We start from the raw sequence: 23,570 nt of genomic DNA on the forward strand, positions 1-23,570 counted from the left end.
CTTTTCAACACCAATTCAGACGTACCGTATTCAATTAATCAAACAGTCGGTCAAAGAAAGACTTTTTCTTTGGTGATGATTTGTGATCATCTCCATCTAAAGTTTCTTGCAACTCTTTCAACAGTTCACGTTGACGTGCTGTTAAGTTGACTGGTGTTTCAATCACGATACGGCAGAGTAAGTCACCTTGCATACTGGTACGTACAGGTTTAACCCCTTTGCCACGTAAACGGAACATTTTACCCGTTTGTGTGCCTTCAGGAATTTTCAAACTCACACGACCTTCGAGTGTCGGGATTTCAATTTCTTTACCCAAAGCAGCATCGGCAATGCTCACAGGGACATCCATATATAGGTCTGCACCATCACGTTGGAAGATTTCGTGCTCACGCACCACCACTTCTACGTACAAATCGCCTGACTGACCATCACGAATCGCTTCACCTTTACCCGTTAAACGAACGCGGTCACCATTGTCGACGCCCGCAGGAATCGTCACTTCTAAGGTTTGTTGACGGTCTTTAACGCCTGAACCATGACAGGTATTACATGGGTTCTTAATAATTTTGCCCTGACCGCGACAGGTGCTACAGGTCTGCTGTACAGAGAAGAAACCTTGCTGCATGCGAACCTGACCTGCACCATGACAAGTTTTACAGGTTTCAACATCATTCGGGTTTTTAGAGCCTTTACCGTCACAGGTTTCACACGGTGCTGGTGCAGTAAAGGTAATGGTTTTTTTCACCCCTCTTACTGCTTCTTCCAATGTCAGTTCCATTACATAACGTAAGTCAGAACCACGACGTGCACGCTGTTGACCACGACCACCGCCGCCACCAAAAGCGCCACCGAAAATGTCACCGAATTGACTGAAAATGTCTTCTGCGCTGAAACCACCACCGAAGCCGCCTCCGCCGCCCATACCACCTTCAAAGGCTTGATGCCCCATACGGTCATACATGCTACGCTTTTCGCTATCCGATAAAATTTCATAAGCTTCAGCAGCTTCTTTAAACTTCTCTTCAGCTTCAGCATTGTCAGGGTTGCGGTCCGGATGATATTTCATCGCCAACTTACGGTAGGCTTTTTTAATTTCATCATCACTAGCGGTTTTAGCAACACCTAAAACCTCATAATAATCACGTTTAGCCATGTCTGGCGATGCTCCTCACGGAATTTATTTAATACTCAACTGTGGTCTGAAATTGGGTTCAAACCAAGTTTTACAAGGGGGTGTTTGAAAAAAAATCAGTAGAATTAGAAAACTGCTTTATTTTTCAAAAATTTAGACAGGCCTTTAAACCATGCATTTAGAAGGAAGAGAAATGCAATACAGCTAAAAACCACACCTGCAACCGTGCATCCAGTCACCCACAATGCACTGTCCCAAGTGAAGAAAATAAGAGGAATAAACCACAACGCTGCAAATAACGCCAAAATGCTATAAATCACAATATTGCGCATGACCCAAAGTGCTTGCGCTTGTAACCACACTTCGGCATGATCAATTTGCGTGACTTTTCGGGCATACCAGTAGGAAAATGCGCCGCTAATCACAGTAAACAAAGCCAAAAACATGAAGACATAAGAAATCGCGATAGAGCGGCGATACTTGGTTACATTGTCTTGCATCATGCGTTTAACCCCATTTGCCACATCGTTTATTTTTTAATGTGTAGCAAAAAACTGCTTTATAAAAATGCCATAAATTTCAGGTGCTACTATATTGAAATTTTCAACGTTTCGCACCTGATATTGGCATAAATTTACAGCTTATGGCTAATTTTTTTTACTTTAAACCACTGTGCGTACAAGGCCGGTAAAAAGAACAGGGTTAATAGCGTCGCCACAATTAGTCCGCCCATGATCGCAACGGCCATAGGTCCAAAGAAAATACTTCTAGACAATGGGATCATCGCCAGAACTGCTGCCAATGCCGTCAGCACAATTGGACGACAACGTCGCACCGTCGCATCGATGATCGCATCCCATGATTCATGCCCCGCTTGAATATCTTGCTCAATCTGATCAATCAAGATCAGCGAGTTACGCATGATCATGCCCGACAAGGCAATGGTGCCCAACATCGCAACAAAGCCAAAAGGTTTATTGAACAGTAGTAGGAACAACACCACGCCAATCAAACCTAAAGGCGCGGTGAGCAAGACAATCGTAGCACGAGACATACTGCGCAGTTGAATCATCAGCAAAGTCATGACCACGGCCAAGAATAAAGGCATGCCTGCTGCAACCGATTTACCCCCACGTGCAGACTCTTCCACTGTACCGCCGACTTCAACCAAATAGCCATTCGGCAGTTCCGCACGCAGCTGATTCATCTGCTCAGCCATTTCATCCACCACGGTGGCAGGCTGTAACTTGGTCCGAATATCTGCGCGTACCGTAATGGTCGGTAGGCGGTTACGATGCCAAATCAAACCTTCTTCAAAGCTATAATCAATTTTGGCAATTTGTGCCAACGGTACTGTTCCGCCATTTGAAGTTGGAACGGCAAGGCTTGCCAGTGATGCTACTTCAACCCGCTCGGCTTGATCGCCACGTAAACGGATTTCAATCAGTTCTCGTTTTTCACGGTATTGGTTAATGGTGGCACCCGAAATTGAGCTGTTCAAAAAATTGGCCAAATCTAAACTCGACACCCCCATTTGGCGGGCACGGTCTTGATCAATCTCTAAATTGATCATCTTGCTTGGTTCACCCCAGTCCAAATGCACATTGGTGGTGTTGGGGTTAGCACTTAGCATCGCCGCGACTTTATCCGCCCAAGCACGCACTTGAGTTAAGTCTTCACCCGACACGCGATATTGAAGTGGATAACCGACAGGGGGACCATTTTCAAGTAAAGAGACGCGAGTACGCACATCGGGCAATAACTGGCGGATTTGGGTATCTAAGGATTTACGAATTTCATTGCGATCATCCAGTGAAGAAGCCAAGACCACAAACTGAGCAAAGCTGGCTTGTGGTAGCTGCTGATCGAGCGGTAAATAAAAACGTGGCGAGCCTGTGCCCACATATGCCACATAATTATCTATGCCTTCTTGCTTCGACAGGAACTGTTCAACTTTTTTCACCGCATTTTCAGTTGCCGTTAAAGATGCACCTTCTTCAAGTTTTAAGTCGACCAAAATTTCGGCACGATTTGAAGGCGGGAAAAACTGCTGTGGTACTAACTTAAACATCAACACCGAGAGCACAAAAATAGCCACTGTTGTCGCAATGACCGTTTTGCGATAGGTCACACACAGATCGACCCAACGGCGAAAACCTTGATAGAACTTGGTTTGATAAGGATCGTGATGCTCACCTGCATGATGCACCATCGGCTGAGGTTCTGGCTGTTTGCGCAAACGTGCCCACAAACGACTATACCAAGGCGCTTTTTGAATCAGCTCTTTATTAAAATCGGGCAGGAGTTTGTCACCCAAATAGGGTACAAAAAGCACCGCTGCAAACCACGACACAATTAAGGCAATGGTCACCACTTGGAAAATAGAGCGAGTGTATTCGCCTGTGCTGGACGCTGCCGTGGCAATCGGTAAAAAGCCCGCAGCGGTAATCAAAGTTCCCGTCAACATTGGGAAGGCCGTCGTTCGCCACGCATGCCCTGCTGCTTGTAGTCGACTGTAGCCTTGCTCCATTTTGATCGCCATCATTTCCACAGCAATAATAGCGTCATCGACCAAGAGTCCCAGCGCTAAAATCAGGGCACCCAAGGAAATTTTATGGAGACCGACATCAAAAATATTCATACCTGCAAAGGTCATGGCCAAAACCAGTGGAATAGAGAATGCCACCACCAGTCCAGTACGGAAACCCAGCGAGAAGAAGCTGACCAACAGTACAATAATCACCGCTTCAGCCAAAACTTTCATGAACTCGTTGACACTACGCTTCACCGCCACAGGCTGGTCTGAAACTTTCTTCAGCTCCATACCTAAAGGTAAGGTTTTTTGCAGCGTGGAAAACTCAGTTTCTAAGTTTTTACCCAAAGCCAAGATGTCGCCACCTTTACGCATCGATACCGCAATGCCAATGCCATTTTCCCCCATAAAGCGCATACGGGGTTGAGCGGGTTCACTAAAGCCACGATAGACATCAGCCACATCGCTCAGCTGGATGGTTTTCCCATTGACCAATAAAGGCATACGTTGCAGTTCTTCAACGCTCTTAATTTGCCCTGTGACTCGGAGTTGAATACGATCCGATTCTGTTTCAAAAAAGCCTGCACTGGCCATGGTATTTTGCTGTTGCAGGGCTTGTTGCACCGCTGTCACAGGAATGCCTAACTGTGCCGACTTGGTGTTGGAAATTTCAATCCAAATCTTTTGATCTTGCAGTCCGACCAAATTGACCTTGGCGACATCTTTGACGCGTTGCAGTTGTAACTGTAGACGGTCGGCATATTCTTTCATCAGCGCATAATCAAAGTCTTTACCGGTCAGCACATAAATGTTGCCGAAAGTATCACCAAACTCATCATTAAAGAATGGTCCTTGTACCCCATTGGGCAGCTGATGTTTGATGTCTCCAACCTTCTTGCGTACGTCATACCACACATCCGGTATCTCACTGGAGCGCATGGCATCTCGTGCCACAAAAGTCACCATCGACTCGCCGGGTCTGGAGTAGGCCATAATGCGCTCATACTTACCCGTGGTCATCAGCTCTTTTTCAATACGGTCGGTCACTTGTTCAGACACCTCGCGCGCCGTTGCACCCGGCCAATAGGTCTGTACCACCATCACTTTAAAGGTAAAAGGTGGGTCTTCGCTTTGTGCAAGTTTGGAATAAGACACCACACCCACGATGCCCAATAACAACATTAAATAAAGGACCAAGCCCTTATTTTTTAAGGCCCATTCCGACAGGTTATAGTTCATACTTAACTCCCTATCGCAATCTTGACCGTTTTATTGTCACGGCTAATCGGTTGAATTTTTTGTTTTTCACGCAGTAAATGTACCCCACCCACCACGACATAGTCCTTTGGCTGTAAACCTGAACGAATGGTAACGCTGTCTCGACCATACTCCCCCACACTGACAGGCACTTTACGAATACTGTTGTCAGCATTCACCACCCAGACATAGGCATTTTTACCCGCAGCAGAAACACTGGCTAACGGTACACTCAACACATTGCTTTCAGTTGAGCTGAAAAACACCCGAGCACTCTGTCCCAGTTGAATCGTATTTTGTCCTTCACGCAAAGCCACTTTGACACTAAAAGTACGTGACTGATCTGCGGCAGGCGAAATTTCGCGGACGTAGGCAGCAAAACGCTCATCAGGTTTGGACCACAAGGTGACGATTGCGTCTTGCCCAACTTTAATCTGAGCAATGGCTTGTTCAGGCACACCAATTACCACTTCACGATCACCTGAAATGGCCAGTTGAAAAGCCGGTTGTCCTGCTGAAATCACCTGTCCAATTTCAATATTACGCTCGGTAATCACACCGTTTTTATTGGCGATCAGTTGGTTATAACTGGTTTGGTTTTGCGTAACGTTGTAATTGGCTTGTGCTTGTTTCAAGCTCGATAGTGCGGCTTTGTATTGATTTTCAACGCTGTCGTACTGTGAACGACTCACTGCATTACTCGGTAATAATTGCTTAAAGCGTTTGAGTTCATCCTGCGCATTTTTTTCAGCCGCTTGTGCACTCTCTAACTGTGCTTTGGCTGCATTTAGTTGCAACTGGGCATCCTGTACATCTAAGCGTGCTAAAACTTGTCCGATTTTGACTTGGTCACCCACATCGACCAGACGTTCCGTGACTTGTCCCCCAACACGAAAAGACAGTGCCGTTTGTTGGCGGGCTTGCACTTCGCCTGCATAGCTTTTTTGTTCTAGATGCGTGGTATTCGGTTGGCTCACCATTACCAAAGGTACCGACTCTGGTTCAGTCGTGTCTTTGCTACATCCCCACAAGGTGATACTACACACCACCATCATACTTGCCACAAGGGTCTGAATTTTGCTCATGAAGTCTGCTCTTCTTCCATAACCACCAATTAATCAGGCACAATATCCAGACTTAACTTGGTTATTTTTTAATTAATATACTGCATAGTACACTAATTAAAGATATGCTCAGATGTAAATGACTTTTTGAACTTTTTTTTAGGAAAATGTGTGCAAGCTTCAGCAGGACGTCCCAAGGATTTAGAAAAACGGCAACGTATTTTGGAGGTGGCACGTCAGTTGTTTTTACAACATGGCTACCACGGCTCCAGCATGGACCATATTGCCAAGGAAGCGCACGTCACCAAACTCACGGTGTATAACCATTTTCAGGACAAAGCCAATCTGTTCAGTTGTGCAATTGAGGAAACCTGCGAAAAGCTGATGCTGGGTCGTTCATTTCAATTGCAACGTGCCGAAGACTTTGTGCCCATGCTCGAACAGATCTGTGCGTTATCAATGCATATTATTAACCTGCCTGAGGCCATCAAGCTGGAGCACCTACTATTACAGCTGGCCGCTGAACAAAACCCATTGCTAGAGAACTTCTATAAAGCCTCTCACCTCAAAATGCGGGCGATTTGGGAACAGTTCTTTGACCAAGCCCAAACCTTAGGCGTGCTTCAGTTTGAACAGGTCAACGAGGTCATCACCTTATTAATGTCTCTGCTGTTTGGATATCGTCACCAAGAAATGTTGTTGGGAATGAATGAAGTGCCAAATGCCGAACAACGCGAGCAATTGATTCAAGAGGCTATTGCGATTTTTTTATTAAAATACCCCTTACACAAACCTTAAAATTCGGTTAATTAAATTTATATTTTTGACAATTAATTCAAATACTTGGAATTAAAACCCATTTTATTTTAAAACAATCGCTTGCCCTAAGTTGCTCATTTGATTCTAAATTCAGCAATTAATCCCCTACTTTTGTCTGCCCCTACTTGGATTGTCATCGAATCGGGGTATAGTCAAATTAAGAACAACGAGGGAATAATAATCATGATTCAACAAATTGATGCTCCACTACGTGAAGATGTCCGATTACTCGGCAACCTATTGGGTGAAACCCTCAAGGAGCATGCAGGACAAGATTTGTTTAATCAGGTCGAGCAAATTCGGGCCTTATCCAAAGGGGCGCGGGATGGTCAAGTTGAAGCCGAAAAGCAGCTGGAACAACTATTTTTCAGCCTTGAAGATGATGAAATTCTGCCGCTGACGCGTGCTTTTACCCACTTTTTGAACTTTGCCAATATTGCAGAGCAATACCATGTGGTCCGTAGCCGTCGTCAAAGTGAATTTGATGAGACCGCACCCTCTCCAAATCCGCTCGACCACCTCTTTGCTAAATTTAAAAATAACGACATTTCAACCGATACGCTGTTCCAGCAAATCTGTGATTTAAATATTGAACTGGTTCTGACCGCTCATCCCACTGAAGTTAGCCGCCGTACCCTGATCCAAAAATATGATGGTATCAACGATGCCTTATTTAAAATGGATCAGCAAAAACTGACCCCTCGTGAACGCCAAACAGTCCTTGAAGACTTAAAACAACTGATCTGTTCGGCGTGGCAGACCGATGAAATTCGTCAACACCGCCCAACCCCAGTCGATGAAGCAAAATGGGGCTTCACCACCATTGAGCAAACCTTATGGAATGCCGTTCCGAAATTCATGCGTGAACTAGATGACATGGTGATTGAACACTGTGGCCAACGTCTGCCTTTACATGTGGCACCTGTACGTTTCGCTTCATGGATGGGTGGTGACCGTGACGGCAACCCGAATGTGACACACAACATCACTCAAGAAGTCCTGTGGCTATCGCGTTGGAAAGCGGCTGATCTTTACTTACGTGACATTGAAGATTTGCGTTGGGAACTGTCGATTCAAAGCTGTAGCGATGAACTGCGTCAAGCCTTGGGTCAAGACCATCCTGAACCCTACCGCGAATATTTACGCGATACCCGCGAACGGCTAAAAGCTACGCGCCATTGGCTCGCAGAAAAACTGCGCGGTGCCGATGCCGATGACAGCTTGGTGATTAAAGCCAAAGAGGAACTGTTACAGCCTTTACTGCTGTGTTATCGCTCTTTGATTGCCAGCAATCTGCCTGAAATTGCCAATGGCAAATTGCTGGACTTTATCCATCGGGTGAACTGTTTCGGGATTGAGCTGCTGAAACTGGATATTCGTCAAGAATCGGGCCGTCATCGCCAAGCGATTTCCGCGATTACTGAATATTTGGGTCTGGGTAATTTTGAAACGTGGACCGAACAAGCGCGTCAAAACTTCTTATTGCAAGAGCTACAAAGCAAACGTCCGCTGTTGCCCAAGCATTTAAATGAACCTGCGCAAAGTTTAATTGAACAACCTGAAGTGCAAGAAGTGTTTGCCACCATGCGTACTTTGGCAGCGCAGCCTCAAGAAAGTTTAGGTGCCTACATTATTTCGATGGCTGAATATCCTAGTGATGTGCTGGCGGTACTGCTTTTGCAAAAAGAAGCAGGCATCCAACATCCACTACGTGTGGTGCCATTGTTTGAAACATTGAAAGACTTAGATGGCGCCGCAGCCACCATGAATACCCTATTCAATATGCATTGGTATAAACAGCATATTCAGGGCAAACATGAAGTCATGATTGGCTATTCGGACTCGGCAAAAGACGCAGGCTTTATGTCAGCCAATTGGGCACAGTACCGTGCGCAAGAAGAATTAACCGCGATTGCAAAAACGCATGGCATACAACTCACACTATTTCATGGTCGTGGCGGTTCCATCAGCCGTGGCGGTGCGCCAACGCAACAAGCCCTGTTTTCACAGCCACCCGGTTCGATTTCAGGTGCAATTCGAGTTACTGAACAAGGTGAAATGATTCGCTTCAAGTTTGGCTTAGAAGGCATTGCGCTGCAAAACTTAGAGATTTATACCGCTGCCACTTTAGAAGCCACTTTACTTCCACCGCCCGTCCCAAAACCTGAGTGGCGCGAGTTGATGCACAGCATGACCGATTTGTCGGTACAAGTGTATCGTCAGACTGTGCGAGAAAACCCGCACTTCGTCAAATATTTACGTACCGTCACGCCAGAGCTTGAACTGCAAATGTTACCGCTTGGCTCACGTCCAGCAAAACGTAAAGTCACTGGCGGCATTGAATCCTTACGTGCTATTCCTTGGGTATTTGCGTGGACACAGATTCGTTTGATGCTACCCGCTTGGTTGGGTACTGGTGCGGCAATTAACCAAGTGATTGATCAAGGACATAAGGCTACCTTAGATGAAATGCTGGTGGCATGGCCGTATTTCCAAACCCTGATTGATATGTTGGAAATGGTGCTTTCGAAATCTGATGCTCATGTGGCGCTGTATTATGAGTCGCATCTGACCGATGATGAAGACTTGAAAGTGCTCGGTGAACATCTGCGTCAGCGCTTAAAGTATGCGGTGCAAACCCTGTTAGCGCTTAAAGGTGAGTCTAAACTCCTCAGCAGTAACGAAGTTTTAGATCAGTCGATGAGAGTGCGCAAACCGTATTTATTGCCCCTGCATTTACTCCAAGCAGAGTTAATGAAACGTCGCCGCCGTTACCTAGAAGAGCGTCAGGAAACAAATACACCTGTAGATCATGCACTTATGGTAAGTATCGCAGGCATTGCAGCGGGTCTTCGTAACACGGGGTAAAGTTTTAAGCCCGCTCCATTTAAAGCACATCAGCATGATGTGCTTTTTTATTGAACGCATGGTCAAACCTTTTATAATTTTTTTTATCAATCCAATCATAAATATTTATGAATGTGCGATTGGCTAAATTTACCAATTAAACCTTGATTTATCATTATTTTTAAAAATATAAAGTTTTACCATGCGGTAAAAAGTTCTGAAAAGTCATAAGATTAGTTTGAACAATTTTTTGTATCACTGATTAAATCTTCTAAAAAACAAGAGTATGATGTGCACAATTTATCTTTAGAGTGCTCAAAAAATGTCCAATTGGTTTCCCAAATGGCGCCCGTACGAAGGCAATATCGATGCACGTCCTGTTGGTACAAGTGAATACCTCCCTGCTTCACAAAGTGCAATTTTAGGTGTGCAGCATGCCTTTGCCATGTTTGGAGCAACGGTTCTTGCACCTTTCTTGATGGGCTTCGATCCCAACCTTGCTATTTTAATGTCCGGGATTTGTACCATCTTGTTCTTTATTATGACGGGTGGACGTGTTCCGAGCTATTTAGGTTCAAGTTTTGCCTTTATTGGGGTCGTGATTGCAGCAACGGGCTATACCGCATCGGGCACAGGCGCACTCAATCCAAATTTAGCTATGGCGGGCGGCGGTATTATTGCCTGCGGCGTGCTCTATACCTTGTTTGGTTTTATGGTCATGGCAACGGGCACCAAGTGGATTGAAAAACTGATGCCGCCTGTGGTGACAGGTGCTGTGGTGATGATTATTGGTCTCAACCTTGCGCCAGTGACGGTCAAAGGCGTTGCAGGCAATTCCTTTAATATGTGGATGGCACTGGTTACCGTATTATGTATGGGCTCGATTGCAGTCTTTACCCGTGGTTTATTGCAGCGTCTCTTATTATTAATTGGTTTGTTACTGTCTTACTTGGTCTATTTCATCGTGACCAATGTTATGGGCTATGGCACAGCGATTAATTTTGCCCCGATTCAACAAGCCGCTTGGTTTGGTTTACCGACTTTTCATGCACCTGAATTTAATGCCAATGCCATGATGATCATTGCACCGATCGCATTAATTTTGGTGGCAGAGAACCTCGGTCACATCAAAGCCGTGAGTGCGATGACTGGTGAAAACCTAGATCCACACATTGGTAAAGCATTTGTTGCCGATGGTGTCGCAACGACGTTAGCCGGTGGTGTCGGCGCTCCAGGCATGACCACCTATGGTGAAAACATTGGGGTCATGGCAGTCACACGAGTTTACTCGACTATCATTTTTGCCATTGCAGGTGTGTTTGCCATTTTCTTAGGTCTATCTCCGAAGTTTGGTGCCATCATCCATACCATTCCGACCGCGATTTTAACTGGTGCGTCGATTGTGGTGTTTGGTTTGATTACCATCGCAGGTGCAAAAATCTGGATTGAAAACAAAGTCGATTTTTCACAGAACAAAAACCTGATGGTCGCTGCAGTCACCATCATTTTAGGTACAGGTGATTTTGCCTTACAAATTGGCAACTTTAACTTGGGTGGTATTGGTACTGCTACGTTTGCAGCATTGTTCTTAAACTGGTTCTTCAGCTTAGGGCAAAAAGATTAATCTATCTGATATTTTGATTATCCATTGTTGATCGCAGCCTTCGGGCTGCTTTTTTTGGTCTAATGCTCTGACTCCTATTACACCTAAAGGGATGTCTCAAAACGCAAAAAGGACTAAGATAAAGCAACATTTTCCGCTTTGACCCTGCCATGCGCCTTGATTTTTTTGATCTGCAATTGTTTATCAATATCCTGAGTACAGGCAGTCTGACCAAGGGTGCAGAACGCTCCGCCATTTCTTTACAGGCCGCCAGTGAGCGAATTAAAAAATTAGAACACCATTTTGAAGTCAGTTTATTTACCCGCCATGCAACTGGGGTAAAAGCGACCCTTGCTGGACAAACCTTTGCGGAACATGCACAGCACTTGCTGCAACAACAGCAACAATTACAACAGGCTATGCTGCCCTTTGCCCACAGTACAACGAGTAACATTATATTGTGGTGCAACTCATCGGCACAGAGTGAGTACTTACCGCATTTATTGCCGCAGTATTTAATGGAAAATCCGAAGCTCCATATTGAATTAAAAGAAGCCGAAACCAATGACATCATTCAGGCCCTCAGTACAGGCACGGCGCAGTTAGGACTGATCTCTGGTTTTTTTGATGCGGGACAGCTTGAAACTCAAGAGTTTGCTGAAGACCCGTTGGTACTGATCTGCCCAAGCCAGCATCCACTTGCCACTGCGGCACAACTAGAACTGGGAGAATTACTGCAACATCCGTTTGTGGGCCTCATGCAATATCACTCCTTACAACAGTCAATAGAAGCGCAAGCCAAACGCTTAGGCTGTGACATCCACTATCGTCTACGGGTGCCGAACTTTGCCGCGATTGCCCAAGTCGTTGCCAATGGCGTCGGCATTGCGATTATTCCCAAACGGGCAGCCCTGCGTTTAAAAGCACAGTATGATTTTCAGCAAATTGAACTCTTAGGCAAATGGGCCAACCGCAAGTTGCTATTAGCAGCACGGTGTTTTGATCAGCTCCCCACAGATTATCAACGCTTTAGTCAATTCCTCTTGAGCCAACATGACCAACCCATTGCGCATTAAAGCCAGCCCAATTGATGTAAAACCATATAACTGCCAAATAAGACTAGGCCCACAAAGAACACCTTACGAAAGGCTTGCTCAGGGATGCGATAGCGAATTTTGGTGCCCAACCACATTCCGAGCAATGCAGGCAGTAGAGCGATCAACGACAGTTGATAGTCAATTGGAGTGTCTTCAACAGGATTTAGATGTAAATACACGGCCAAACACAAAGTTGAAACGGTAAAGGCAAGGCCGAGCGACTGTACCAAATCATCCCGTTTCAAATGCAAGGACTGCAAATATGGCACCACGGGAATCACCACCACCCCTGTCGCCACCGTCAAAGCACCGCCTAAATAGCCCATGATCGGTGATAAATATTTTTCATACGGGGCTAAGTTGGGCATGTTTTTGGCAAACAAACCATATAGACCGTAAATGGCCAGCATCCCGCCCAACAGCGCTTCACTTTGAAATTCGCCATGTCCGAGCGTAGGAAAAACACTCCAAACTGAACCAATGATCATGCCCACCAGCAACGGCCAAAAGCGTTGTACCAGTCGCAGTACACGCCCTTCTGCAAACAATTGCCAGAAGTTTGTGACCATGGAAGGGATAATCAGCAAAGTTGCCGCTTGAAATGGGCTAATTACCAAAGATAAAAGTCCCATCGACACAGCGGGCAAACCCAGACCAATGGTACCCTTAATCATGCCTGCGACAGCAAAAACAAAAATAACAAAAGCAAGCATGACGCTTCTCTCTAAACACTTAGCGCCATGCTATAAAATTTAAATCTGGGCTCATATCACTGTTTTTAGAAGTAAGCCTCAATCTTTGATTGAGGCTTACTGGAAAGAATGGTCTGGACTCAACTTTTATTGAATCAGGTATGATGTAGCGTGGTTTCGCTTAGTATTTAAAATTTAAGCTGAAGCGGAAAGTACGTGGATCGCCCCAATTGACCAATTGCGCATTTGGCGTGGTGCCGACTAAATACTCTTTATCAAACAGGTTTTTTACACTGAACTTTGCGCCCCAATTTTTAGCTTCATAGCCAGCACTGACGTCGTACAACGTATAGCTCGATAGCGGTACATAAGAAGTCCCACGTTGTGCTGTACGCTCGCCTTGATAATTCGCACTGGCACCAATATTCCAGCCCAGTTGCTCATCAGCAAAGAAGTATTGGGTTGATAAAGAGGCTGCATTTTTAGGCACATGGTTAATCCGCTTACCAATATCACTTGTGGTCGTACTTTCTGTCGTTTCCGCGGTAGGAATATAACTATAGGTTGCAGTCAGGTTCCATTGATCCGTCAATGCAGCGGATAATTCCGTTTCAAAACCTTTGGTTTTTTGCTCACCGATTTGCACAGAATAACCGAGGGTAGAATCCGACTCAGTCACGTTCTGACGGGTTAAATCATAATAAGCCACATAGCCTTGCAACCGTTGATTCAACCCCTGAAACTTAACCCCAACCTCAAACTGCTCTCCCTCTTCAGGATCCAATAGTTTTCCGCCAGCGCCAGTGTCGCTCACAGGAAAGAATGAGGTTGCATAACTCACATAGGGAGCAAACTTATCATTGATTTGATACATCAAGGACGCATTACCCGTGAAAGCATTGTCCGAGTTTTTCAGCGTCGTATCATTGAAAAGGTCATCGACTTCGACCTGTGTCCAGTCATGACGACCCGATAAGCCCAAGATCCAATGATCATCAATTTTAAAATTATTACGTAGATACACACCCATATATTGGGTATCTGTAATTTGGTGAGCAATCGTTGCTGTCGCTTTTTCTATCGGGGTGTAGATCGGATTATCCGCATCAAATGGCGACAAATTGCGACGACGGCGCTCATAGTCACTGCGCTCATGCATCATGTCCAAACCAACCATCAAATCATATTGGGTTTTGCCCCAATCAAAATGACGCGACAAATTATGATCCAGCGCAAAATTCACATCATCTTTAATCTGTCTTTCCACCGTCCGTTTGATGGTCGGTAATGTGTTATTACTTCCTGCCAATACCGGATTGTTATCTGCATCGGTTTTGGTGACCGCAAAATTTTGTTTAAAGGTCCAGCCATTATCAAAATAATGCGCATAGTTCGACCCTAAGCGCAAAACATCGACCGTATTACTTAGATTCGGCGCACCAAAAAATAAGGTCTGTGAATAGTTTTTATAAGCGCCATTGCTATAGGGAATCCCCTGCTGGCGAATAAAATCCCGATACTGATAGCTGGCAATCACAGACAGTTCGTCTTTTTCACCTAAGTCAAAATTATAAGACGGTGCAAGATAATAATTTTTATAATAAACATAATCAGTTGGATCATCTTGGTCAGAGGCGTGACCCACCACACGAAACGCTCCTTTTTCGCTATCATTTGGCGCATAGTTGATATCAAATGTGCCATCCACAAAGGCATTGCTGCCATAGCTCACACTGCCCCGAGAAAAAGTTTCAGCTTGAGGACGTTTGGTGGTTAAGTTAACTAAGCCGCCCGGTAAGGCAAAGCCAAAACCAGTCGATGTCGGCCCTTTCACCACTTCAATCGACTGTAAACCACTGATGTCCTCTGAACGTAGGGCATTATCAGAAGTTTGAATACGCAAGCCATCGACATAGGTCTGTGCACTGGAAACCTGCCCACGAATAATAAAGTCATCCCAACCACGGCGACCATACTGTCCTGCGGTGACCCCCGCCACACCCTGCAAGGCTTCAGACAGTGTTTTCGCTTGTTTCTGTTCCAGTTGTTTTTCACTAATCACGCTGATCGATTGCGCAGTTTCAAACAGCGGTGCATCTGAACGCAAAACAGCTGATGCAGTTTTTGCTGCATATGCCGCTTTTTCATCTGCATCTTGGGCTTCAAATTGCAAAGTCGGTAAAACTTGGGATGATGCTGTTTCCTGTGTCTCGCCCTGAGCAAATGCTGCTGTAGTCATCACGGCCAGAATGGATAAGCTCAAAGAAGAAATATGAAAACGCATAACATCAATCAACAGACAGAAAGAATGCCAATTATAATCATTTTCATTTGGAAGCCTATTTATTAATAAAATTTAATAATGAATTTAATTGTTAAACCTCATTAACATTATGAATAAGCACTTCAATGACTCAGCCTTCGCTTTCATCCATAGGGTCGGTTTTATATTGATCTTCTAGCACATTACTAAAAATACTTTCAATCATCCAGACGCGATACAGACTATTAAAGACATAGCTCTGCCCATCCACACGCAGTTCAATCACGGGGAAATCAGGCTGGGACTTCATTTCACAGAGCATGTCATTTTCTTGAAGCTTAGCTTCCACATCTTCGGTGATCAATGCTGTGATTTCCAATTCTTGCATCAGTTGATCAAAATGCGATTTAAAGGATAAATCTTTGCCTTGGGTCCAAACGGCTTTCAAAATCCGATACATGGCATCAACGCGCTGCTCTTCAGGCACGCTATAAAATAACTGTGCCATCGCCAAAGTGGCTGCTTGCGTCGGACGGCAAAACGGTGTGAATTTGATTTCTGTCCGTTTGGATAAACGCGTTGCCAAACTCCAATCAAACCCGTCTCGACCGTGATAGCTGAGGGGGTAGACATTGAGCTGAATATTATAATAATCGGCCAGTTCTTCTTTAATATAAGCCAATAACAACCATGAAATTGGATCTTCTAACGCAACGTATAGGTCTAACTCTGGATCGAGTGCCTGAATTTCATTTAACTCTTCAGCATCACTAATCAAATGCTCACGCCAATCAATATGATTGATCAAGAAAATTGGGTTATCGGTAAATAATTTTTGTTGTTTTAAACGGCGCGTTAAACGCAGCAGATCATCGACGGCATGATACTGACGGTCACCGAGCTGGAAGTAACTGGCCAGTACCGCATCATCATTAAAAATACGTTCTGGAAAGTGTTGCTCTTGATGGTGACGGCTGGCCATCGCATATAAGGTGCGCAGCTTACCCTCTTGTTTTTGCCACAGCATGTGAAACACATCTTCAAGCAAATACAAAAAGTCCTGCCCACGCAGCGGCGTATGCCGCAAGATGGTTTCTGCTTGGCTCAACGCCTCAGGACTGGGTTGTTCTGGCGTTTCATGAAAGCTAAAACGGTGCTGACGCGACAGAATTTTGGCATCATTTAAACAATAAGTTTGCCACTCCAAAGCCGACATTTGATTCGGGGGGGCAGCAGCCTGACTTGAAATGACCACCTTCAATGGTTTCAGTTCGTCCGCTAAAATTTCTTCAATTTGTGGTAACTGCTGAACCGCTAAATAGCTATATACATCGTCGAGGCGTAAATGAATACTCAAGCCTTGTTCTGTAGATACGACCGTTTGACGAATCGGTTTTTGATAAAACCAACGCGATCGAATCGGATCGAACCATCGACGCAACAGTGACATGAGCAAAGCCTCTAAATTAAACCCTTGAAAGTACTACAAGGGTTTATATCAATTCACAGCAAAATGATCAATTAGACATCTAAATTTAGATCAGTTACCGCGCCTTTTTCCGCACCTGTGGTCAGTTTTGCAAACTTGGCCAAAGCCCCATAACGATAATTCGGCTGTGGTTTCACCCACGCGGCTTGACGTGCTGCGATCTCTTCTGCCGAAACATGCCACGTCATTTCGCGAGTTTCTGCATTAATCGAGATTTTATCGCCATTTTGCACTAAACCAATTGGCCCCCCTTCATAGGCTTCTGGGGTGACATGACCAATGACAAAACCATGACTGCCTCCTGAGAAACGACCATCGGTGATCAGTGCCACAGATTTACCGAGACCTTTACCAATAATCGCTGAGGTCGGTTTCAACATTTCTGGCATGCCCGGACCACCTTTAGGTCCTTCACCACGAATCACCACCACCTCACCCGCTTGAACTTCACCATCCAAAATGCCACGCATTGCGCCAATTTCACCTTCAAAGACACGCGCAGGCCCTTCGAAATACAAACCTTCTTTGCCAGTAATTTTAGCCACAGCACCTGTTGGAGAAAGATTACCCTTGAGCACCACCAAGTGAGAGTCTTTTTTAATTGGCGCGTCGAACGGTAAAATAATCTGCTGACCTTCTGGATAGTCTTCAACCTCAGCCAAATTTTCCGCCAAGGTCTTTCCAGTGACCGTTAAACATGAACCATCCAGCATGCCAGCATTGAGCATTCGCTTCATCAGCGGTTGAATGCCCCCAATCGCAATCAGCTCAGACATCAAATATTTGCCAGATGGACGCACATCTGCCACCACGGGAATATCTTGCCCGATACGGACGAAATCATCCAAACTCAGTTCAACCCCAGCGGTATGTGCCATCGCCAGTAAGTGCAGCACCCCATTGGTCGAACCACCCAAAGCAATCAGCACTTTAATTGAGTTTTCAAATGCGGCTTTGGTCATAATATCGCGTGGTTTCAGGTCTAAGCGCAGCAAATTCATCACCGCTTCACCTGCATTTTGACAGTCGATCCGCTTGTCATCCGAAACCGCTTCTTGTGCAGAGGAGCCCGGCAAACTCATGCCCAAGGCTTCAATCGCAGAAGCCATCGAGTTTGCAGTGTACATGCCGCCACATGAACCCGGCCCTGGCAGCGCCACTTCTTCAATCTGTTTGACTTGAATGGCACTGATTTCACCTTTGGCGTGCTGCCCCACAGCTTCAAAGACTGAAATCATGTCGGTATGCCCTGCGCCCGGCTTAATGGTACCGCCATAAACAAACAAACCCGGACGGTTTAAACGGGCTAAGCCCATGATGCAACCCGGCATGTTTTTGTCACAGCCACCAATCGCAATCACCCCATCATAGGCCTGACAGCCCACTACGGCTTCTATCGAGTCTGCAATAATTTCACGGCTCAGCAATGAATACTTCATGCCTTCAGTGCCGTTAGAAATACCATCTGAAATGGTGATGGTATTAAAAATAATACCTTTACCACCTGCTTGATTGACCCCTTTTTCGGCCTCACGTGCCAGTTCATTAATATGCATATTACACGGCGTAACATTGGCCCACGTCGAAGCAATACCGACAAAGGGACGAGTAAAGTCTGAATCTTTAAAGCCTGTGGCACGCATCATGGAACGTGCGGGTGCATTTTCAATGCCTTCATAAACAGGAGCTGAATGTTCGCGGATATTGTCTTTACTCATTGTATTTGTCCTTAGCGATGGCTGCGTATTGCTCTACAGTCTTGGCAATTTTTTCTGTTTTTATTGTATAGAAAGCAGACTACACATAAAAGTACAATGACACTTTTGAGTCAATCCCCATCAAGCTCTTCACGGTCTTAACATATTGATCTTGAATCCATCAGGTTGTCTGATACACGGAAATGTCGTCCGCAACCTGCGTAGCCGATTCAATGGGCGGTTTTTTTCAAGGCATTCTTTTAGATGCAGAAAATAAATAGGTTTTGCGGACGACCAATGGTTTTGCCTACTTTTGCCGAAACAAAAGTAGGTCTAACCGAAGGTTATCAACTGCAATTTGAGAAACCTATTTAAGACTCCATTGTGCTGAACCAATGACTTTTAAATAAAAAGCACCCCAAATGGAGTGCTTTTTTTAATCAGTCAAAGACTACAGCTTAAATTTCACGTACCGCACCTTTAGATGCACTGGTGGTATGCATCGCATAGGCTTTTAAAGCTTTAGAGACTTTACGTGGACGCTGTTCAGCAGGTTGCCAGCCTTTGGCTTCTTGCACTTCACGGCGCGCAGCCATGGTTGCTTCATCCACGGCTAAGTGAATGCTACGGTTTGGAATATCGATTTCGATACGGTCACCATCTTCAACCAAACCAATCGCACCGCCTTCAGCCGCTTCAGGAGACACGTGACCAATAGACAGACCTGATGAACCGCCCGAGAAACGACCATCGGTGAGTAAAGCACAGTCTTTACCAAGGCCTTTCGATTTTAAATAACTGGTTGGATACAACATTTCTTGCATACCCGGACCACCACGCGGACCTTCGTAACGAATGACGACTACATCACCAGCAGTGATTTTGCCACCTAGAATCGCTTCTACCGCAGCATCTTGGCTTTCAAACACACGTGCCGTGCCGTTGAATTTCAAGATGGAATCATCCACACCCGCAGTTTTCACAATACAACCTTCAAGTGCAATGTTACCGTACAGGACAGCCAAACCACCATCTTGAGAGAAGGCATGCGCAGCATTACGAATCACGCCATTGTCACGGTCACCATCTAAACGAGAGTAGTAACGGTCTTGTGAAAATGCAGTTTGCGTCGGTACACCGCCCGGTGCTGAGCGGAAGAATTGATACACTTCTTCATCTTCAGTACGGATGATGTCCCATTTATCTAAAGCGTCTTTTAAGGTTTTTTCATGCACAGTGGGTACAGACGTATCCAATAAACCTGCACGATCCAATTCACCCAAGATCGACATGATACCACCCGCACGGTGTACATCTTCCATGTGCACATCTTGCTTTGCAGGTGCAACTTTACACAGCACAGGCACTTTACGTGACAAACGGTCAATGTCGGTCATGGTAAAGTCAACTTCCGCTTCATGCGCCGCTGCCAACAAGTGTAAAACGGTATTGGTTGAACCGCCCATTGAAATATCAAGCGTCATGGCATTTTCAAATGCTGCTTTGGTGGCAATTGAACGTGGCAACAAGCTGTAATCGTTTTGTTCGTAATGGCGTTTGGTAATTTCAACGATCAACTGACCTGCTTTTTCGAATAATTTTTTACGATTCGCATGGGTCGCTAAGGTTGAACCATTGCCCGGAAGCGATAGTCCCAAAGCTTCGGTTAAACAGTTCATTGAGTTTGCAGTAAACATGCCTGAACATGAACCACAGGTTGGACAAGCTGAACGTTCGTATTCCGCCACTTCTTCATCAGTGAAGCTGTCATCTGCTGCGACGATCATGGCATCAACCAAGTCAATCGCGTGTTCATTGCCACGGATTTTCACTTTACCCGCTTCCATCGGCCCACCAGAGACAAAAACTACAGGAATGTTTAGACGCATAGACGCCATCAACATGCCCGGGGTAATTTTGTCACAGTTTGAAATACAGACCATCGCATCAGCACAGTGCGCATTGACCATGTATTCCACCGAGTCCGCAATCAAGTCACGTGAAGGCAATGAATACAGCATGCCATCGTGGCCCATCGCGATCCCATCATCGACCGCAATGGTATTAAATTCTTTAGCTACGCCACCTGCTTTCTCAATTTGACGTGCCACAAGTTGACCTAAGTCTTTTAAATGAACGTGACCCGGTACAAATTGAGTGAATGAGTTGACTACCGCAATAATCGGCTTACCAAAGTCTTCGTCTTTCATCCCCGTTGCGCGCCATAAGCCACGCGCACCCGCCATGTTTCTTCCGTGTGTTGATGTTTTTGAACGATAGTCAGGCATTGTACTTTTCCAACATAGTTGTGCTTGAGATGAATGTCCACATTCACTCTGGCTAAATCTGAGTTCTGAGAGTGTCAAACTGTCAAAAATTTAAACATAGCATATTCGCATTCTGCGTAAATCTCGTTTTTAGGCATCTCGACCTAAATTATCGAAGGCAGTATGTTTGCGCGCTACATTTTAACCGATGAGCTGACATTCAATTGCATATGGAAACTACTATAACCCGTTCAATCGCCTTGCAATACAAAACTTCTATGAATAATTTTTAAATTTTGCATGAGTTTTATTTATATGAAATACAAATTTTGAGCGATATGCTATCAAGGATCCTTGTGCTATTTTTTGAATAAAACTCTCGTACATCATTCAGTTAGAACTACTCTATCGGCTTTTTATGCAGGATAAATCTGTAGCTGCTCGAGTTTTGCTATAATTGTTTTAATCTTCTCCTTTTTTCCGAGTATTTCTTGAAAATCATCTTTGCAGGCACGCCCGAATTTGCGGCTGTGGCATTAGACGCTCTCCTAAAAACAGAACATGAAATTGTAGCCGTCTATACGCAACCTGACCGTAAAGCAGGTCGTGGGCAGAAACTTACCGCTTCAGCCGTGAAGCAGTTGGCTTTAGCACATGATATTCCTGTCTATCAACCACTGCATTTTAAGTCTTCAACCGAAGAAGGTCTGGCTGCTCAAGCTGAACTCAAGGCCTTAAATGCAGATGTGATGGTGGTGGCTGCTTATGGCCTGATTTTGCCGCAAGTGGTTTTGGATACGCCTAAATATGGCTGTTTAAACATTCACGGTTCACTGTTGCCGCGCTGGCGGGGTGCAGCGCCTATTCAACGCGCAATTTCTACTGGAGATACCGAAACTGGGGTCACCATTATGAAAATGGCCGCAGGTTTGGATACGGGCGATATGATGTATAAAACCTACTGCCCGATTGAAGCTACAGATACCTCTGCAAGCTTGCATGACAAATTGGCACAACAAGGGGCCGAAGCGACGGTCAAAGTGTTAGCCTCTGAAAGCACATTGCAGCACTATTTAGACAACCGCGAAGTGCAAGATGAAGCTTTGACAGTCTATGCACACAAACTCTCTAAGGCTGAAGCGAAAATTGATTGGACTTCAACAGCGGTACAAATCGACCGTAATATTCGTGCATTTAACCCATGGCCTGTCGCATTTATCGCACTGGATGAAAGCAATAATCTGCGCGTTTGGGGTTCGATGTTGTCTCAAGAAAATGCCCAAGCTCAAGCTGCAGGCACCATTTTAGCCATTGATAAACACGGTGTTCATGTGGCTTGTGGCGATGAACACGCGGTGTGTTTAAGCTCTCTGCAATGGCCGGGTGGTAAACCCCTAAATGCCGTACAAATTTTACAAACCCAAAAACTGAATATTGGACAAATTTTATAATGAAACAATCTCCCCACGCCTCAGGTAAGACTCTAAACTTACGTGCTCAGGTTGTTAAAACGTTATTGGCTGTCCAAAATGGTCAATCACTGGCATCGGTGCTTCAGCAACACATGGCGATTGTGTCTGACAAAGACCGTGCCTTGTACCATGAATTAGTTCTTGGCTGCTTACGTCAATGGCATGCACTTAAACAAGTGACTTTACCGTTGTTGACTAAGCCACTGGAAAACCAAGTCGTTGAAACCTGTTTATATGTAGGTTTATACCAATTGCTATGTACCCGCGTTGCAGCGCATGCCGCGATTTCTGAAACGGTAGAAGCAGCCAAACAATTGGGGATGGAAAGCTTAAGTGGTGTGGTGAATGCCATTTTACGCCGTGCAACACGTGAAACAGAACAATTCTACGATGTTTTGGAACAAGCCTCGAATCTGCCAAGTTGGTTATCAAAACGTTTGAAAAAAGACTGGGGCGAGCAACTGGCTGAAATTAGCTATGAGCTGAAACAAGTTGCACCCTTAACCTTGCGCGTAAACACCTTACAAGTCAGCCGCGACGAATATCTTGAAATTTTAGAAGATGAAGGCATTGAAGCCCATGCCTGTGAACTTTCAAATGTTGGCATTGTGCTGGATGACAGTCTTCATATCCCAAGCCTGCCGGGTTTTGAGGTGGGTGGCTTTTCAGTCCAAGATGAACATGCCCAACTCTGTGCAACTTTGTTACCCGACTTGAATGGCAAATTTGTAATTGATGCTTGTGCAGCACCTGGCGGCAAGACAGCGCATATTTTAGAGATGTATCAGCCGAAAAAACTGATTGCACTCGACCAAGATGAAAAGCGCTTAAAACGTGTCTCTGAAAACTTAGAGCGTTTGGCTTTAAATGAAAAGTATGTCGACATTATCTCGGCAGATGCGGTGAAATGGACATCGCCTGAGCTTGCAGATTGTATCGTACTGGATGCACCTTGCTCTGCCATTGGGGTGATCCGTCGCCATCCCGATATCCGTTTACTGCGTCAGTCAGGGGATATTGCCAAAACGGTACAGCTGCAAAAGCAGATTCTTGAAAATATGTGGCAACAGCTCAAAGTGGGCGGCACATTGTTATACATCACCTGCTCGATTTTGAAAGCCGAAAATGAACAGCAAATGGTCGACTTCTTTGCTGAACATACGGATGCGAAAGAAATTAAAATTGATGCCGATTGGGGTATTGAGCAGATTTATGGTCGCCAACTACTCCCACAAGTAGGGCGTGGCGATGGTTTTTATTATTGTCGCATTGAAAAGATTTAAAAATAAAAGGAGCTGAAAGGCTCCTTTTTTCATGTGTGTACTGATTGCAGTTGCT

15 protein-coding genes are annotated in these 23,570 nt (G+C 45.1%); 6 read left to right on the forward strand and 9 right to left on the reverse strand.

Translation table 11 applies throughout. The features are described 5' to 3' along the window. Positions 1–34: 34 nt before the first annotated feature. The 4 genes from dnaJ to PTT44_RS15530 all read right to left on the reverse strand — a co-directional run bounded on the left by dnaJ (position 35) and on the right by PTT44_RS15530 (position 6,007). Entirely contained in the window at positions 35–1,153 is a 1,119-nt protein-coding gene (gene dnaJ, locus PTT44_RS15515) for a molecular chaperone DnaJ (protein ID WP_004978425.1), read from the reverse strand. 104 nt (positions 1,154–1,257) lie between these two features. Further along, positions 1,258–1,635 (reverse strand): hypothetical protein, encoded by a 378-nt coding sequence (locus PTT44_RS15520; RefSeq protein WP_004691852.1) that lies wholly within the window; start codon positions 1,633–1,635, stop codon positions 1,258–1,260. Between the two features lie 131 nt (positions 1,636–1,766). Beyond that, on the reverse strand, positions 1,767–4,904 hold the full coding sequence (locus PTT44_RS15525) for an efflux RND transporter permease subunit (RefSeq protein ID WP_168158771.1): 3,138 nt from the start codon (positions 4,902–4,904) through the stop codon (positions 1,767–1,769). A gap of 2 nt (positions 4,905–4,906) precedes the next feature. Further along, the gene (locus PTT44_RS15530; protein ID WP_168158772.1) at positions 4,907–6,007 is read right to left on the reverse strand and encodes an efflux RND transporter periplasmic adaptor subunit; all 1,101 of its coding nucleotides are present in this window, start codon (positions 6,005–6,007) and stop codon (positions 4,907–4,909) included. A gap of 150 nt (positions 6,008–6,157) precedes the next feature. Between PTT44_RS15530 and PTT44_RS15535 the strand changes: the two genes are divergently transcribed. From PTT44_RS15535 to PTT44_RS15550, 4 genes are all read left to right on the forward strand, one after another. Further along, positions 6,158–6,784 carry a TetR/AcrR family transcriptional regulator gene (locus PTT44_RS15535; RefSeq protein ID WP_168158798.1) on the forward strand — a complete coding sequence of 209 codons (627 nt, stop codon included), beginning with the start codon at positions 6,158–6,160 and terminating at the stop codon, positions 6,782–6,784. A 204-nt stretch (positions 6,785–6,988) separates the two neighbouring features. Continuing rightward, positions 6,989–9,673 (forward strand): phosphoenolpyruvate carboxylase, encoded by a 2,685-nt coding sequence (gene ppc, locus PTT44_RS15540; RefSeq protein ID WP_087011987.1) that lies wholly within the window; start codon positions 6,989–6,991, stop codon positions 9,671–9,673. 301 nt (positions 9,674–9,974) lie between these two features. Continuing rightward, the gene (locus PTT44_RS15545; RefSeq protein ID WP_058951473.1) at positions 9,975–11,276 is read left to right on the forward strand and encodes a solute carrier family 23 protein; all 1,302 of its coding nucleotides are present in this window, start codon (positions 9,975–9,977) and stop codon (positions 11,274–11,276) included. Between the two features lie 149 nt (positions 11,277–11,425). After that, positions 11,426–12,331, forward strand: coding sequence for a LysR family transcriptional regulator (locus tag PTT44_RS15550; protein ID WP_168158773.1), 906 nt, complete (start codon positions 11,426–11,428; stop codon positions 12,329–12,331). Here PTT44_RS15550 and PTT44_RS15555 read toward each other — a convergent pair. The 5 genes from PTT44_RS15555 to ilvD (PTT44_RS15575) form a co-directional block, all read right to left on the reverse strand. Further along, positions 12,328–13,065, reverse strand: a complete 738-nt coding sequence (locus PTT44_RS15555; RefSeq protein ID WP_062031789.1) for a sulfite exporter TauE/SafE family protein — start codon at positions 13,063–13,065, stop codon at positions 12,328–12,330. The two genes, PTT44_RS15550 and PTT44_RS15555, sit on opposite strands and share 4 nt — an antisense overlap. A 160-nt stretch (positions 13,066–13,225) precedes the next feature. Next, positions 13,226–15,328, reverse strand: coding sequence for a TonB-dependent siderophore receptor (locus tag PTT44_RS15560; RefSeq protein WP_273795695.1), 2,103 nt, complete (start codon positions 15,326–15,328; stop codon positions 13,226–13,228). A 130-nt stretch (positions 15,329–15,458) separates the two neighbouring features. Then, positions 15,459–16,757, reverse strand: a complete 1,299-nt coding sequence (locus PTT44_RS15565) for a hypothetical protein (protein ID WP_168158775.1) — start codon at positions 16,755–16,757, stop codon at positions 15,459–15,461. A gap of 71 nt (positions 16,758–16,828) precedes the next feature. Beyond that, entirely contained in the window at positions 16,829–18,514 is a 1,686-nt protein-coding gene (ilvD, locus tag PTT44_RS15570) for a dihydroxy-acid dehydratase (RefSeq protein ID WP_168158776.1), read from the reverse strand. A 437-nt stretch (positions 18,515–18,951) separates the two neighbouring features. Further along, complete coding sequence (gene ilvD / locus PTT44_RS15575) at positions 18,952–20,781, reverse strand: dihydroxy-acid dehydratase (RefSeq protein WP_168158777.1); 1,830 nt, start codon at positions 20,779–20,781, stop codon at positions 18,952–18,954. Between the two features lie 470 nt (positions 20,782–21,251). Here ilvD (PTT44_RS15575) and fmt point away from each other — a divergent pair, with 470 nt between their 5' ends. Both fmt and rsmB read left to right on the forward strand, forming a co-directional pair. Continuing rightward, positions 21,252–22,211 carry a methionyl-tRNA formyltransferase gene (gene fmt / locus PTT44_RS15580; protein WP_168158778.1) on the forward strand — a complete coding sequence of 320 codons (960 nt, stop codon included), beginning with the start codon at positions 21,252–21,254 and terminating at the stop codon, positions 22,209–22,211. Next, a complete protein-coding gene (rsmB, locus tag PTT44_RS15585) occupies positions 22,211–23,515 on the forward strand; it encodes a 16S rRNA (cytosine(967)-C(5))-methyltransferase RsmB (protein ID WP_078425151.1) in 1,305 nt (434 codons plus the stop codon). The genes fmt and rsmB overlap by 1 nt, the downstream gene beginning before the upstream one ends. Positions 23,516–23,570 lie beyond the last annotated feature (55 nt).

The sequence above is a fragment of the Acinetobacter sp. Gutcm_16 genome (genome assembly GCF_028649355.1).
In the GTDB taxonomy this organism is placed as follows: Bacteria; Pseudomonadota; Gammaproteobacteria; order Pseudomonadales; family Moraxellaceae; genus Acinetobacter; species Acinetobacter johnsonii.